The sequence below is a fragment of the Pseudomonas sp. A-B-19 genome (assembly GCF_019947515.1).
Lineage (GTDB): Bacteria > Pseudomonadota > Gammaproteobacteria > Pseudomonadales > Pseudomonadaceae > Aquipseudomonas.
Genome location: NZ_JAGYGN010000033.1, coordinates 1 through 13334, shown reverse-complemented (window position 1 = coordinate 13334; position 13334 = coordinate 1). Strand labels below are relative to the sequence as shown.

Here is a 13334-nt window from a genome sequence, read left to right as displayed (position 1 = left end):
AAGGAAAGAAGCCCATGAAGCCCCTGACTGCCCTGTTTACCGCTGCAACCCTGACCCTCACTGTGGGCCTGGCCCAGGCCGATGTACGGGTCGATGAGGTCCCGCAACTGGTCAAGGACGGCAAGATCAAGTCGCTGGAAGATCTGAACAGGATCGCGCTGGATCTGCACCCGGGTGCAACGATTACCAAAACCGAACTGGACAACTACTTCAACGGTTACGAGTACGAAGTCGAACTGCGTGACGCCAAGAACGTCGAGTGGGATGTGGACATCGATGCCTCCAACGGCAAGGTCCTGAAAAACAAACAGGACACCTGATCCCGAAACGCACAAAAGCCGCACGGTTGAGAAATCGTGCGGCTTTTGTGCATTCTGGACTCAAGCGCTCAGGCGCGCCGTCACCTCGTTCAACTGCCCCGACAAACCATGCAGGTTGTTGCTGGCTGCTTCAGTGCGCTGCACGTTGTCCAGGTTGGTACTGGCGATGCTGGTGATTTCGGTGAGGTTGCGCGAGATATCTTCGGCCACCGAGGTCTGCTCTTCGGCGGCAGTAGCGATCTGACGGTTCATGTCGCGGATGGCTTCCACGGCCAGGGTGATGCGTTCGAGCATGGCGCCGGCCTCAGTCACTTGCTGCACGCTTTGTTCGCTGCGCGACTGACCGCTTTCAATCGCCTGGGCCGCTTCGATTGCACCGCTCTGCACGGTCTGGATGATCTGGTTGATCTCGATGATCGACGCCGCCGTGCGCTGGGCCAGGCTGCGCACTTCATCGGCCACCACTGCGAAACCGCGTCCGGCCTCACCGGCGCGGGCCGCTTCGATGGCCGCGTTGAGTGCCAGCAGGTTGGTCTGTTCGGCGATGCCGCGGATCACTTCCAGGACTTTGCCGATGCGCCCGCTGTCGGTTTCCAGCTGGCGGATGACCGTGGCGGTGTTGGCGATTTCGCCGCGCATCCGGGTGATGGTGTCGATGGTGCCCTGCATGACTTTTTCGCCCTGCTGGGCAGACTGGTCGGCATCGTCGGCGGCCCGCGCCGCTTCGGCGGCATGACGGGCCACTTCCTGTGCCGTAGCGGACATTTCGTTCATTGCCGTGGCCACCTGATCGGTGCGATTGAACTGCTCGTTGGTACCGCCGGCCATCACGGTGGCGATCGAGTTCAACTCACCGCTGGCGCTGTCCAGGTCCGACGCGCTGCGCTGCAAGCGGCTGAAGGTTTCGGCGAGGAAATCGCGCAGGGTGTTGGCGGCCATCGCCAGTTTGCCCAACTCGTCCTGGCGGCTGCTGGCCACGCGCTCGGCAAAACGGCCCTGGCTGAGTTGCGCCACGTATTCGATCAGTTTGCGGATCGGTTCGACCAGGTTGCGGTTGACCAGCCACAGGCTCAACAGGCCGATCAGCAAACCCGAAACCAGCATCACCATGATCCCCAGCAGCACCGTGCGATCGGCGGCGGCGCTGATCAGCGTCGATTGTTCGGCGCCCTGCTTGCGCAATTCGCTGACCAGTTCACTCATCTGATCGCTGGCCGCGCGGTCCACGCCCTTGACCGCCGCGTCGCCGGCCGTCGGGTCACCACCGGCGGCCACGTACGCATCCCGGCCCTTCTGATAGGCCGCGCCCAACTGGCGATGTTCTTCACGCAAGCGCTCGATGCGGCTCTTGAGTGACGGCTCGATGCCCTTCTGCCCGGCCAGCTCGCCGAGGATTTTTTGCACATCGCGCTGACGGTCTTCGAATTGCCCCCAGTACTTGCTCAGGTCCGCCGGTTGCTTGCCGCGCAACAGGACGTTTTTCCACTCCTGCACCTGCACCTTGAATTGCAGGTTGGCTTCATCGATCAATTGCGAGGTATGCAGCGGGCCTTCGATCAGATTGGCGTAGCTCTGCACGCCATTGGAAAGGAAGTTAAAGCACGCCAGGGCGATCAACAGCATCGCCAGCAAGCTGCCGCTCAGCAGGGCGAGAATTTGTGCTCTCAGGGACTTTTGCAAAAGCATCGGATGGTACTCATGACAGGAATGAAGCACGCCCCGGTAAGGCGTGAAAGGTGTCCGGACATCCCTGTCTGCGGTTTCGGCCCAGGCCTGCGGCGCGCTACTAACCCAAGCGTGATCGGCTAGCCAGAGCGGTTCTTGAGAAAATCCCGACCGCCGGTAGTGCAATCGTTTGCGTTATTTTCTCGTCACAAAAACGTCATCCCCGCTTGCGATGATGCCGCTCAAGTGAACCTGTAAAACATGTGACAGGCGCCTCCCCTTGCGAGCCCTCATGAACCACAGCATCGATCACAGTCATCGCGACACGGATCTGTTCGGCCTGCTCTACGGTTTCAGCTTTCGCCCAGGTGAACCCGGTCGGGAAATCAATTCCGCCGAGGCCTTGCAGTACCTGCAACAACCGCAGAGCGACGAGCAATTTCTCTGGCTGCACCTGAACCTCGCCCATGCCGCGTGCGAGCGCTGGATGAAAAGCCATCTGGAGTTGCCCGAGGAATTTTTCGAAGCACTGCACGAAGGCTCGCGCTCGACGCGCATCGAACATGTCGATTCGGCGTTGCTGGCGGTGGTCAACGACGTGGTGTTCAACCTCAGCAACATGGTCTCCTCGGACGTCTCGACGCTGTGGGTGTGCGCCCGCAGCCGGCTGATCGTCAGCGCCCGCCTGCAACCGCTGCACTCGGTGGACAAACTGCGCTCGTCGGTGAAGGCCCGGGAATGCTTTCGCTCCCCGCTGGAGTTGCTGGTGCATTTGCTGCGCGACCAGGGTGAAGTGCTGACCCAGATCGTGCGCAAGACCAGCCAGAGCGTGGATCAGATCGAAGATGAGTTGCTGTCCTCACGGCTGTCGACCAACCGCGCTGAACTGGGCGCCAACCGCCGGGTGCTGGTGCGTTTGCAACGGCTGCTGGCGCTGGAGCCGGGCTCTTTGCTGCGCTTGCTCAACCGGCCACCGCAATGGCTGCAAAAGGAAGACGTGAAGGAGCTGCGCAAATCCACCGAGGAGTTTGCGCTGATCATCAACGACCTCACGGCGCTGGGTGAGCGGATCAAGCTGTTGCAGGAAGAGATCGCCGCCAACATCAACGAACAGACCAACCGCACGCTGTTCACCCTGACGGTGGTAACGGTGCTGGCGCTGCCGATCAACATCATCGCCGGCTTCTTCGGCATGAACGTCGGCGGCATTCCACTGGCCGGTGATCCGGAAGGTTTCTGGATCCTGGTGGCGCTGGTTGCGACCTTTACCGTGTTTGCCGGGCGCTGGGCGTTTCGCAAGCAGCGGGATTATTGAGTATCCCTGTGATCCCTGTGATCCCTGTGATCCCTGTGGGAGCGAGCTTGCTCGCGATGACGTCGGCAAATCCAACATTATTGTCGGCTGACACACCGCTATCGCGAGCAAGCTCGCTCCCACAGTTTTAAGCGTTCGACTTCAGATCCGCGGCCTGCAATAACCCCAAACCCTGACCCAGAGCAGTCTCCCTGTAACAATTAGCAACGATTATCACTGATACACCTCCCTCCTCAGGACTGTCCGTGATGGCTACGCCCTCCTTCACCGCCGCCCCGGCGCCCGCCAGTAGCGCTATACCGCAATTCGACAAGAAACCCGGCCTGATCACCATCGTGGTGTTTTTTGCCGTGCTGGCCACCGGCTTGTTGTTTACCGCCTATAGCCTGATGCACGACATGAACGAACTCGGCACGGTGGTGACCACCTGGACGCCGTTCCTGCTGCTCGGCGTGGCGTTGTTGATCGCCCTGGGCTTTGAGTTCGTCAACGGTTTCCACGACACCGCCAACGCGGTGGCCACGGTGATTTACACCCACTCGCTGCCGCCGAACGTGGCGGTGGTCTGGTCCGGATTTTTCAATTTCCTCGGGGTGCTGCTGTCCAGCGGCGCGGTGGCGTTCGGCATCATCGCCCTGCTGCCGGTGGAGCTGATCCTGCAAGTCGGCTCGTCGGCCGGCTTCGCGATGATCTTCGCCCTGCTGATCGCCGCCATCCTGTGGAACCTCGGCACCTGGTGGCTGGGGCTGCCGGCGTCGTCATCGCACACCCTGATCGGTTCGATCATCGGGGTCGGCGTGGCCAACGCCCTGATGCACGGCCACGACGGCACCAGCGGAGTGGACTGGGCCCAGGCCACCAAGATCGGTTACGCGTTGCTGCTCTCGCCGCTGGTCGGCTTCGGCTGCGCCGCGCTGCTGTTGCTGGCGTTGCGCGCGTTCGTCAAGAATCGTGCGCTGTACAAGGAGCCAAAGGGCGCGACCCCGCCGCCATGGTGGATTCGCGGCCTGTTGATCCTGACCTGCACCGGTGTGTCGTTTGCCCACGGTTCCAACGACGGCCAGAAAGGCATGGGCCTGATCATGCTGATTCTGGTGGGCACGCTGCCAATGGCGTACGCGTTGAACCGCACCATGCCGGCCGATCAAGCGTTGCAGTTCGCGGCCGTCGCCGAAGTCACCCAGCAAGCACTGGTCAAGGCGGCACCGCAACCGGCCCCCGCCGACCCACGCGCGGTGCTGTCCGAATACGTGCGCAGCAAGGAAGCGACCCCGCAACTGGTGCCGGCACTGGCGGCGCTGACCGGCAGCATCGGTGCCCAGGTCAAGGGTTATGGCTCGCTGTCGAAAGTCCCGGCCGAGGCCGTGGGCAACGTGCGTAACGACATGTATTTGAGCAGCGAAACCATTCGCCTGATGGACAAGAACAAAGTCGGCAATTTCGACGCCGACACCAGCGGCAAGCTGCAACTGTTCAAGCAACAGATCGACAACTCCACGCGGTTCATTCCTTTGTGGGTGAAAATCGCCGTGGCCATCGCCCTGGGTCTGGGCACCATGGTCGGCTGGAAGCGCATCGTGGTGACCGTCGGCGAGAAAATCGGCAAGACCCACCTGACCTACGCCCAGGGCGCCTCGGCAGAAACCGTGGCGATGCTGACCATCGGTGCCGCCGACATGTTCGGCCTGCCGGTGTCGACCACTCACGTACTGTCATCGGGCGTGGCCGGGACCATGGTTGCCAACGGTGGGGGCTTGCAGATGAAAACCATCCGCAACCTGCTGATGGCCTGGGTGCTGACGTTGCCGGCGGCGATCCTGCTGTCGGGCAGTTTGTACTGGCTGTTCACCCAACTGTTCTGATCCTCCCCGCCTCTACCCACATCCCGCCGCGAGTGATCGCTGCGGGATGTTTGCGTTCAACCTGGCGCAAAGCCGTGCATTTCATCGCCAAATCAAGGTATTGATCGTTTCGTTCGAGGATGGCGCTTCAGTTTGTCAGCCCGTTGCCGACTCTTATGAGAGCCGAAGTATTCCTGGGTGAGAACCGTGAACTTATTCATCAATCAGTTGCACAAACACGCTGATTTCAGAAGTGCGATCTACGCTGGCGACATCTTCCTCAACACCGAACTGAAAGCGGCAAAGGAACTCTGCGCCTTTGCCCAGCAAAGCATCACGGCCGCCTTCGATGGCGAGACCAATCACCAGGCGCTGCACACGCTGATGCCGGTGGAGGAATTCGTGGTGCTGGTGACTCGCCTCAAGGGCCAGTTCACCAACAGCCTGCGGGCCAAGGAGCTGATCCGCAGCTTCACCGACGAAATCGGTGCCGCTCCCGAGGAATTCATTTTCGACGTGCCGCGCATCCGCGTCGTGCCCAACTACGACTACCTGCACGCCGGCGTCAGCTACGCCTACAAGCCCCATCGCGATACCTGGTACGGCGGAGTCGACTGCCAGATCAATACCTGGATGCCGGTCTACACGATCCAGCCTGAGCAGACCATGATGATCAACCCGGCCTACTTCGACGTCCCGGTGAAAAACACCTCGGCGCAGTGGAGCCTGTCCGACTGGATCGACGTGCAACGTCAGCGCGCCAAGGACAACGTCAAGGAAGAGGCGCGCCAACACCCGGTGCCCACCGAAGCGATCAACAGCGCCTCTGAACTGCGCATCGCCGGCAACACCGCCGAGATGCTGGTGTTCTCCGGTTCGCACCTGCACGGCACCGTGCCCAACTACACGCAACACACCCGCTTCAGCGTGGACTTTCGCCTGATGCACCTCGACGACCTCAAGCAACAGCGCGGCGCGATTAACGTCGACAGCGCCTGCCCGGATGTCGGCGCCGGCTTCAAAGACTACTTCCACGTCCACGACTTTTCGAATTTCCGAGGAATCCCGCAATGACCAAACGTCGCATCACTCCCGCCGAAGCCCAGTACAACGAAACCCGCACCAGCGTCCTGAAGCGGGTCGATGCCGAGTACGTGGCCGACGCGCCGTTCGTCTTCGCCAACCGTATCGGCGTGACGGCTGCATTGTCGCGCATGGAACTGTTCAAGAAAGTCGCCGAAGTACCGGGCGCGATCATTGAGTGCGGCGTGTACAAGGGCAACTCGTTGATGCTCTACATGCACTTGTCGATGATTCTCGAGCCGTATGCGATCAACCGTTCGATCGTGGGCTTCGACACCTTCGAAGGTTTCCAGAGCATCGACAAGAAAGAAGACCCGGCCGACGTCAACGAGACCATGTTCGCCGACACCGACCAGTCGCTGATCCAGGACATGATCGACGCCAACGACCTGTTGCGCCCGGTCAACCGCATTCCGCGCTGCGAGCTGGTCAAGGGCGATATCGTCCAGACCGTACCGGAGTGGGTCAAGACCCGCCCGGACCTGGTCGTGGCCATGCTGATCCTCGACACCGACCTGTATGAGTCGACCAAAGTCGCGCTGCAAACCTTCCTGCCGTACATGCCCAAAGGCGCGATCGTGGTGCTCGACGAAGTCGCCTACCGCAACTTCCCGGGCGAAACCAAGGCCCTGCGTGAAGTGCTCGACCTGAACAAGATCGAACTCAAGCGCCTGCCATTCGACTCGTGCGTGGGTTACTTCCACGTCTGATCCGAAGACCTGGAAACTGATGCAAAAACCTGTGGGAGCGAGCTTGCTCGCGAAAGCGGTCTGACATTCAGCATTGATGTTGACTGTCACGCCGCCATCGCGAGCAAGCTCGCTCCTACAAGAGCCAGTCACCAACAGGGACAGATTCAGACCTGCGACCGAATCACCTCCCCCAGCCAATCCATGAACACCCTGACCCGTAACGGCAAATGCCGCTGCCGGGCATACAACAGCGACACCTCCATGGACGGCGCGCTGAACTGCGGCAACACCTCGACCAACTCACCGTTTTGCAGGTATTGCTGCATGCCCATTCTCGGCGCCTGAATCAGGCCGAAACCACCCAGGCATGCGGCCTCGTAGGCATCGGTGCTGTTGACCGTGACACTGCCGGCCATCGGCAGTCGCTGCACCTGGCCCTTGTCGACGTACACGAACCCTTCCGAACGCCCGCCCAGTACGCCGACGTAGTGCACCAGCCGATGCTGCGCCAGATCCTCCAGCCGCCCGGGCACGCCATGGCGCTGCAAATACGCAGGGCTGGCGCAATTGACCATGGTGAAGTCACACAGGTGTCGCGCCACCACCGATTGATCCGGCTGGGCGCCGATGCGCAGCACGCAATCGAAGCCTTCGGCGAGCAGATCGACCCGGCGGTCGGTACTGCTGATTTCCAGCTCCAGCAGCGGGTGCTGCGCCATGAACGCCGGCAGGCGCGGCATCACCACCCGACGGGCGAGAATGTTCGGCAGGTCGATGCGAATGCGCCCGATCAGCGACGCCTCGTCCTGGCGAAACAAACCCTCGATCTCGTCCATGTGTGACAGCAGGTCCTTGCTGCGCTCGTACAACACCAGGCCATCCTGGGTCGCCTGAACCTTGCGCGTGGTGCGTTGCAACAGACGGGTACCGAGCAATGCCTCCAGGGCCTGTACATGCTCGGACACCGTTGATCGAGGCAGGCCCAGGCTTTCTCCGGCCAGGGTGAAACTCGACATCTCGCTGACTCGGACAAAGGTGCGCAACAGTTCCAATTTGTTCATCAGCCCGCTCATTTATTGTTCGGATTATCCGACCAGTGATTCCGGTTTCACCCTGTTTATCACCCATGTACGGATAAATAAACTTCCTCACATCAACCGTCCACTGCCCCCTGAGGAAGTCCCATGAACCGTAAAATCGCATTGATCACCGGCGCCAGTCGCGGCCTGGGCAAAAACGCGGCCCTGCATCTGGTCACCCAAGGCATCGACATCATTGGCACCTACAATAGCCGCGCCGATGAGGCGCAGGCCCTGGTGGCCGAGATTGAAAGCCTCGGCGGTCGCGCCGTGATGCTGCAACTGGACGTTGCCCGCAGCGAGCATTTCAGCGCCTTTGGCAGCGAGGTGGCGAAGGTCTTGCAAAGCCACTTCGAGCGCGAGCGCTTCGACTTTCTGGTCAACAACGCCGGGATCGGCCTGCACGCCAACTTCGTCGACACCACCGTCGAGCAGTTCGACCTGCTGGTGAACATTCATTTCAAGGGGCCGTTTTTCCTGACGCAGACGCTGTTGCCATTGCTCAATGACGGCGGGCGCATCGTCAACATTTCCAGTGGCCTGGCCCGCTTCAGCCTGCCGGGGCACAGCGCCTACGCGGCGATGAAAGGCGCGATGGAAGTGCTGACCCGTTACCAGGCCAAGGAACTCGGCGCGCGCAACATCGCGGTGAACATCCTGGCACCGGGTGCGATAGAAACCGATTTCAGTGGCGGCGCCGTGCGCGACAACCCCGAGTTGAACACGCTGGTGGCGAACAACACCGCCCTGGGACGCGCCGGTTTGCCGGACGACATCGGCGCCGCGATTGCGCTGCTGCTGGCGCCGGGCAGCCAGTGGATCAATGGCCAGCGCATCGAGGCGTCGGGAGGGATGTTTTTGTAAACCGTAGGAGCTGGCTTGCCAGCGAAGGGGTCGGCACATCCAACAGTGATGTCGCTGGATCATCCGCCTTCGCTGGCAAGCCAGCTCCTACAGGCCTCATTGCTGACCATGCATTACGGTTATGAGTGAGTGATGCTCGCACGCACTACTAACCGCTCGCGCAGCACGTCATACACCCAGTGGTAAACGTAGGTGTACGGCAGGAAGAACAGCAGCACACCGATATCCAGCACAAACGCCTGCCACAGGCTGACATTCAGCCACCAGGCGATCAGCGGCACACCGAGGGCGACCAGGCCGCCTTCGAACAACAGCGCATGCACCATGCGGACCCAGGCGTTGTGCACGATGGCCCAGCGCCTCAGCAGGCGATCAAACATACCGTTGAACACCACGTTCCAGGCCAGGGCCAGGGCAGCCATGGCAGTGGTCACAGCGCCCATGTCCAACATCGGTTTGTCCATGATCCAGGCCAGCAACGGGGTACAGATCAGGATGGCCAGCAGTTCGAAGCCGATGGCTTGAAAAATACGTTCAGTAATGGACTTGTTGGCGATCATGGCCGAATTCCTTGAGTGACTGTGGTTGCCATGATCAGTCATCACACCGATACTTCATAACCAATAACCATCGATCAAGGCGATAGTTCATGGCCTCTCACGAAGTGTTGCTGGCGTTTGTCGAAGCGGCGACCCAAGGCTCGTTCTCCGCCGCGGCGCGCAAGCTGGGCCGCAGTCAGTCGACCATCAGCGCCGCGGTGGCCAGCCTGGAAATCGACCTGAACCTGACACTGTTCGACCGCAGCAGCCGCAAGCCCGGGCTGACCCCGGCCGGGCACGTCATGCTGCAACGGGCCGAAGACATCCTGGCCGCCACCAGTCGCCTGGCAATGACCGCCAGCCAACTGTCCCAAGGGGTGGAAGCGAAGCTGACGGTGGCGCTGTCCGATACCTATCAGTCGGACCGTTTCGAAGCCGCCCTCAGTGCCTTCGAGCAGCGTTACCCGGACCTTGAGCTCGAATGCCTGATCGCCGAATGCGATGACCTGGTGTCCCTGGTGCAAAGCGGCCGGGCGCAGATTGCCTTCGCCGAAATGCAGGACAGCTACCCGCCGGACCTGGTCAGCTCGACGGTGGACGAGCGCACGGAAATCGCCTTGTTCGTGTCCCCGACACACCCGTTGGCGACGCTGGCGCACGTCGACCGGGACGTACTGCAGCTACACCGCGAGCTGCGCCTGGCCACCATCATCAATCCCTATGAAAGCCGGGCGAAGGGCCGCGTCTGGTCGGCGCCGAGTTATCTGATGCTGCTGGAAATGGCCCAGGGCGGATTCGGCTGGGCACCGTTGCCCCGCTGGCTGGTCGAGCGGTTCGGGCCTGGCACCTTGCAGGAACTGGTGGTGCGCGGCTGGCCGAAAACGGTGTCGGTGGATGCGTTGTGGTCGCGGCTCAATCCGCCGGGGCCGGCGGGGAACTGGTTGCTGGGCAAGATGCTGGAATGAAGGTCCTTCGGCCCTTATCGCGGGCAAGCCACGCTCCCACAGATATCGAGTACGCCATCAATCTCTGTGGGAGCGAGCTTGCTCGCGATGAGGCCCGCAAGATCACATCACTCCAACGCCTTGAGCCGCTCTTCGATAAACCGCCGCTCCGGCTCTTGCCGGGTCAACTCTAGCGCCCGTTCCCACGCCGCCCGCGCCTCTTGCTGGCGACCCAGTTGCCAACAGAACTGTGCCCGCGCCGAATACGCCAGGTGGTAATCGAGCAGCTCTCCCCGCTCCAGAATGGCGTCCACCAGCGTCAACCCCGCCAACGGTCCATCGCGCTGCGAAATCGCCGCCGCCCGATTCAACTCGATCACCGGCGACGGCACCGCCCGCAGCAGCACGTCATACAGACCGACGATCTGTGGCCAATCGGTTTCCCCCGCCGTCGGGGCTTCGGCGTGCACCGCCGCGATGGCCGCTTGCAGGCAATAGGGGCCGAAGCGTCCCATGGTCAGCGCCCGCTCGACCAGCGTGCAACCTTCGCTGATCAACCCGGCGTCCCACAGCGAACGGTCCTGCTCGTCCAGCACGATCAGCTCGCCGCTCGCCGAGGTCCTGGCCGGGCGGCGCGACTCGTGCAGCAACATCAACGCCAGCAAGCCCATGACCTCCGGCTCCGGCAGCAATTCCACCAGCAACCGACCGAGACGGATCGCTTCGCGGGTCAAATCCTCGCGGATCAGTTCAGCGCCGATGGACGCTGAATAACCCTCGTTGAACACCAGATAAATCACCCGCAATACGCTGTCCAGACGCTCAGGCAACTCAGCCCGTGTCGGCACTTGATAAGGGATTTTCGCATCACGGATCTTCGCCTTGGCACGCACGATGCGCTGGGCGATGGTGGCCGGGGCCGAGAGAAAGGCCCGGGCGATTTCTTCCGTGGTCAGGTCGCAGACTTCCCGCAGCGTCAGCGGCACTTGCGCATCCGCCGCCAGGGCCGGGTGGCAGCAGGTGAAGATCAGCCGCAGGCGATCGTCTTCCACGTCTTCATCACTCCAGTCGGCCTGTTCCAGCGCCTCCAGTTGTGCGATCAGCAAGGGCTGCGACGCGGCAAAACGCGCGCGCCGACGCAAGGCATCGATGGCCTTGAAACGCCCGGTGGACACCAGCCAGGCCCGCGGATTGGCGGGCACGCCATCGCGCTGCCAGCGTTCGACCGCGACGAAAAACGCCTCGTGCAAGGCCTCTTCGGCGAGGTCGAAGTCCCCCAGCAAGCGAATCAGGGTCGCAAGAATGCGCCGCGAGTCTTCGCGATAGACCCGTTCGACCTGCGCCTGAACCGGCAGCCCCGGCATTTTAAGGATTCAACTGCCGAACGGGGCGCACTTCGACACTGCCCACCCGGGCCGCCGGAATGTTTCCGGCGACCTGGATGGCTTCGTTGAGGTCCCTGGCGTCGATCAGGTAGAAGCCGGCCAACTGCTCCTTGGTTTCGGCGAACGGGCCGTCGGTGATCGACATCTTGCCGTTGCGCATGCGTACCGTGGTGGCGGTCTGTACCGATTGCAGGGCCTCGGCGGCGACCATCCGGCCACTGCCCTGGATCGACTCGGCATAGGCCATGCACTCTTCGTCCTTCGGGCTTTCCGGTAGCGAATGCAGCAGGTGCTCGTCGCTGTAGACCAGGCATAAGTACTTCATCACGCTCTCCTTATCGAACGGATCAACTATGGCCGCAGATCGGCAATCTGGCGCGGCTTGCCGATGAAAATCTCAGGGCTTGAGGTCGAACAGCGTCGCGCCGGTCTGCATGTCGAAAGGCGCCGACCAGTGTTCATGGACGATCTGCCACAGCCCCGCTTCCTGTCGATAGCACTGCGAGACACGCATCCAGCAGGCCTGGGTTTCGCCCTTCTCGTTGGTGCCACCGCAATGGGCCAGCCAGTGGGCGAAAGCGATCTCCTGGGACGGTTCGATGGTGACTTCGTGGAACTCGAAAATATGCGGGCCGGGGCACATTTTCATGCATTCCTGCCAATGTGCGCGGTATGCCTCCTTACCCTTGAATTGCAGGGCCTTGACCGCGTCGAAGGAGACGATGTCGTCGGCGTACAGGGTCATGACCTTATCCACGTCCTTGGCCATGACGGCCTGGCGATAGTTCTCGATCAGGTTATGGATCTGGGTGTGTGAGTTCATGGTGATTCTCCGTGGATTTTATTGTGAAGACACCCTTAGTCGCCTGACGATCCAGCGAATCGACAAGTGAAATAAAAATAATCCAAACGGCCGGAATCGCTAGAATCCGAGGCTCTATTGATGTTGGAAAAGGATACCCCCGTGACAGCCCGACTCGTGCCTTACGAAAGTCTGAATACGCAGCAGCGTCAACAGGTCGAGGCCATCGAAGTGCATCCGCAGCAAATCAGGTTTTGCGGTGATATCCACGGTGCATTGCACACCTTGTTGTCCAGGCCCGGCCCGGGAGTCAAAGGATTTGCCCTGCTGGCCGAAGATATCCCCGTGGCCTTCCTGCTACTCAAGCGCCCTCCGGTATTGCCGGCCTGGGCCGATGAGCACAGCGCCACCCTGCATGCCCTGCAAGTCGATCAACGCGCCCAGGGCAAAGGCTACGGCAAGGCCTGCCTGCAAGCGCTGCCCGAGGCGGCGCGCCTGGCCTGGCCGGAAATCCGGGGGCTGGAGCTGTCGGTGGATGCCGACAACGAAGCTGCCATCGCCCTGTACGCCAGGTTTGGTTTTGTCGACAGCGGCGAGGCGTACAAGGGGCGGATCGGTTATGAGCGGCGGATGGGGTTGGTGTTCTAGGCACGGGACCAACAATCGACACAAAAACACTGATTGGGTGGAGGCAACGGGCTTGCGCCCGTTACCCCTCCCACACCACCGGACGTGCGGTTTTCCGCATCCGGCGGTTGAACAGCTCAGCAAGGGGCTGAGGCGAAGTCCTGCGGCGTCCACAGTC

General features: G+C 61.4%; 14 protein-coding genes. 8 read left to right on the top strand and 6 right to left on the bottom strand.

Annotation, left to right across the window (positions count from 1 at the left end):
* Window positions 1-14 precede the first annotated feature (14 nt).
* Window positions 15-320, top strand: a complete 306-nt coding sequence (locus KGA81_RS26100; RefSeq protein ID WP_223549859.1) for a PepSY domain-containing protein — start codon at window positions 15-17, stop codon at window positions 318-320.
* 60 nt (window positions 321-380) lie between these two features.
* On the opposite strand, the gene KGA81_RS26095 is transcribed toward KGA81_RS26100, so the two are convergent.
* On the bottom strand, window positions 381-2006 hold the full coding sequence (locus tag KGA81_RS26095; protein ID WP_223549857.1) for a methyl-accepting chemotaxis protein: 1626 nt from the start codon (window positions 2004-2006) through the stop codon (window positions 381-383).
* Window positions 2007-2277: 271 nt separating this feature from the next.
* Here KGA81_RS26095 and KGA81_RS26090 point away from each other — a divergent pair, with 271 nt between their 5' ends.
* The 4 genes from KGA81_RS26090 to KGA81_RS26075 all read left to right on the top strand — a co-directional run bounded on the left by KGA81_RS26090 (window position 2278) and on the right by KGA81_RS26075 (window position 6934).
* Window positions 2278-3300 carry a transporter gene (locus KGA81_RS26090; RefSeq protein ID WP_223549855.1) on the top strand — a complete coding sequence of 341 codons (1023 nt, stop codon included), beginning with the start codon at window positions 2278-2280 and terminating at the stop codon, window positions 3298-3300.
* Between the two features lie 248 nt (window positions 3301-3548).
* Window positions 3549-5162, top strand: coding sequence for an inorganic phosphate transporter (locus KGA81_RS26085; protein WP_223549853.1), 1614 nt, complete (start codon window positions 3549-3551; stop codon window positions 5160-5162).
* 186 nt (window positions 5163-5348) lie between these two features.
* On the top strand, window positions 5349-6215 hold the full coding sequence (locus KGA81_RS26080; RefSeq protein ID WP_223549851.1) for a hypothetical protein: 867 nt from the start codon (window positions 5349-5351) through the stop codon (window positions 6213-6215).
* Complete coding sequence (locus tag KGA81_RS26075; RefSeq protein ID WP_223549849.1) at window positions 6212-6934, top strand: TylF/MycF/NovP-related O-methyltransferase; 723 nt, start codon at window positions 6212-6214, stop codon at window positions 6932-6934. Before KGA81_RS26080 ends, KGA81_RS26075 begins: the two co-directional genes overlap by 4 nt.
* 146 nt (window positions 6935-7080) lie before the next feature.
* Here the strand turns inward: KGA81_RS26075 and KGA81_RS26070 are convergent, their stop codons facing one another.
* A complete protein-coding gene (locus KGA81_RS26070; protein WP_223549847.1) occupies window positions 7081-7977 on the bottom strand; it encodes a LysR family transcriptional regulator in 897 nt (298 codons plus the stop codon).
* Window positions 7978-8100: 123 nt separating this feature from the next.
* Between KGA81_RS26070 and KGA81_RS26065 the strand changes: the two genes are divergently transcribed.
* On the top strand, window positions 8101-8859 hold the full coding sequence (locus KGA81_RS26065) for an SDR family NAD(P)-dependent oxidoreductase (RefSeq protein ID WP_223549845.1): 759 nt from the start codon (window positions 8101-8103) through the stop codon (window positions 8857-8859).
* Window positions 8860-8978: 119 nt separating this feature from the next.
* Here KGA81_RS26065 and KGA81_RS26060 read toward each other — a convergent pair whose 3' ends face one another.
* Window positions 8979-9419, bottom strand: a complete 441-nt coding sequence (locus tag KGA81_RS26060) for a multidrug/biocide efflux PACE transporter (RefSeq protein ID WP_223549842.1) — start codon at window positions 9417-9419, stop codon at window positions 8979-8981.
* 89 nt (window positions 9420-9508) lie between these two features.
* Here KGA81_RS26060 and KGA81_RS26055 point away from each other — a divergent pair, with 89 nt between their 5' ends.
* Complete coding sequence (locus tag KGA81_RS26055) at window positions 9509-10363, top strand: LysR family transcriptional regulator (protein WP_223549840.1); 855 nt, start codon at window positions 9509-9511, stop codon at window positions 10361-10363.
* A 107-nt stretch (window positions 10364-10470) separates the two neighbouring features.
* Here the strand turns inward: KGA81_RS26055 and KGA81_RS26050 are convergent, their stop codons facing one another.
* The 3 genes from KGA81_RS26050 to KGA81_RS26040 all read right to left on the bottom strand — a co-directional run bounded on the left by KGA81_RS26050 (window position 10471) and on the right by KGA81_RS26040 (window position 12550).
* Window positions 10471-11706 (bottom strand): RNA polymerase sigma factor, encoded by a 1236-nt coding sequence (locus KGA81_RS26050; RefSeq protein WP_223549838.1) that lies wholly within the window; start codon window positions 11704-11706, stop codon window positions 10471-10473.
* Window position 11707: 1 nt separating this feature from the next.
* A complete protein-coding gene (locus tag KGA81_RS26045; protein WP_223549836.1) occupies window positions 11708-12052 on the bottom strand; it encodes a YciI family protein in 345 nt (114 codons plus the stop codon).
* Between the two features lie 72 nt (window positions 12053-12124).
* Window positions 12125-12550: a YybH family protein gene (locus KGA81_RS26040; RefSeq protein ID WP_223549834.1), complete on the bottom strand. Its 426-nt coding sequence runs from the start codon at window positions 12548-12550 to the stop codon at window positions 12125-12127.
* 141 nt (window positions 12551-12691) lie between these two features.
* Here KGA81_RS26040 and KGA81_RS26035 point away from each other — a divergent pair, with 141 nt between their 5' ends.
* Window positions 12692-13177 carry a GNAT family N-acetyltransferase gene (locus KGA81_RS26035; protein ID WP_223549832.1) on the top strand — a complete coding sequence of 162 codons (486 nt, stop codon included), beginning with the start codon at window positions 12692-12694 and terminating at the stop codon, window positions 13175-13177.
* The last annotated feature ends 157 nt before the right edge of the window (window positions 13178-13334 follow it).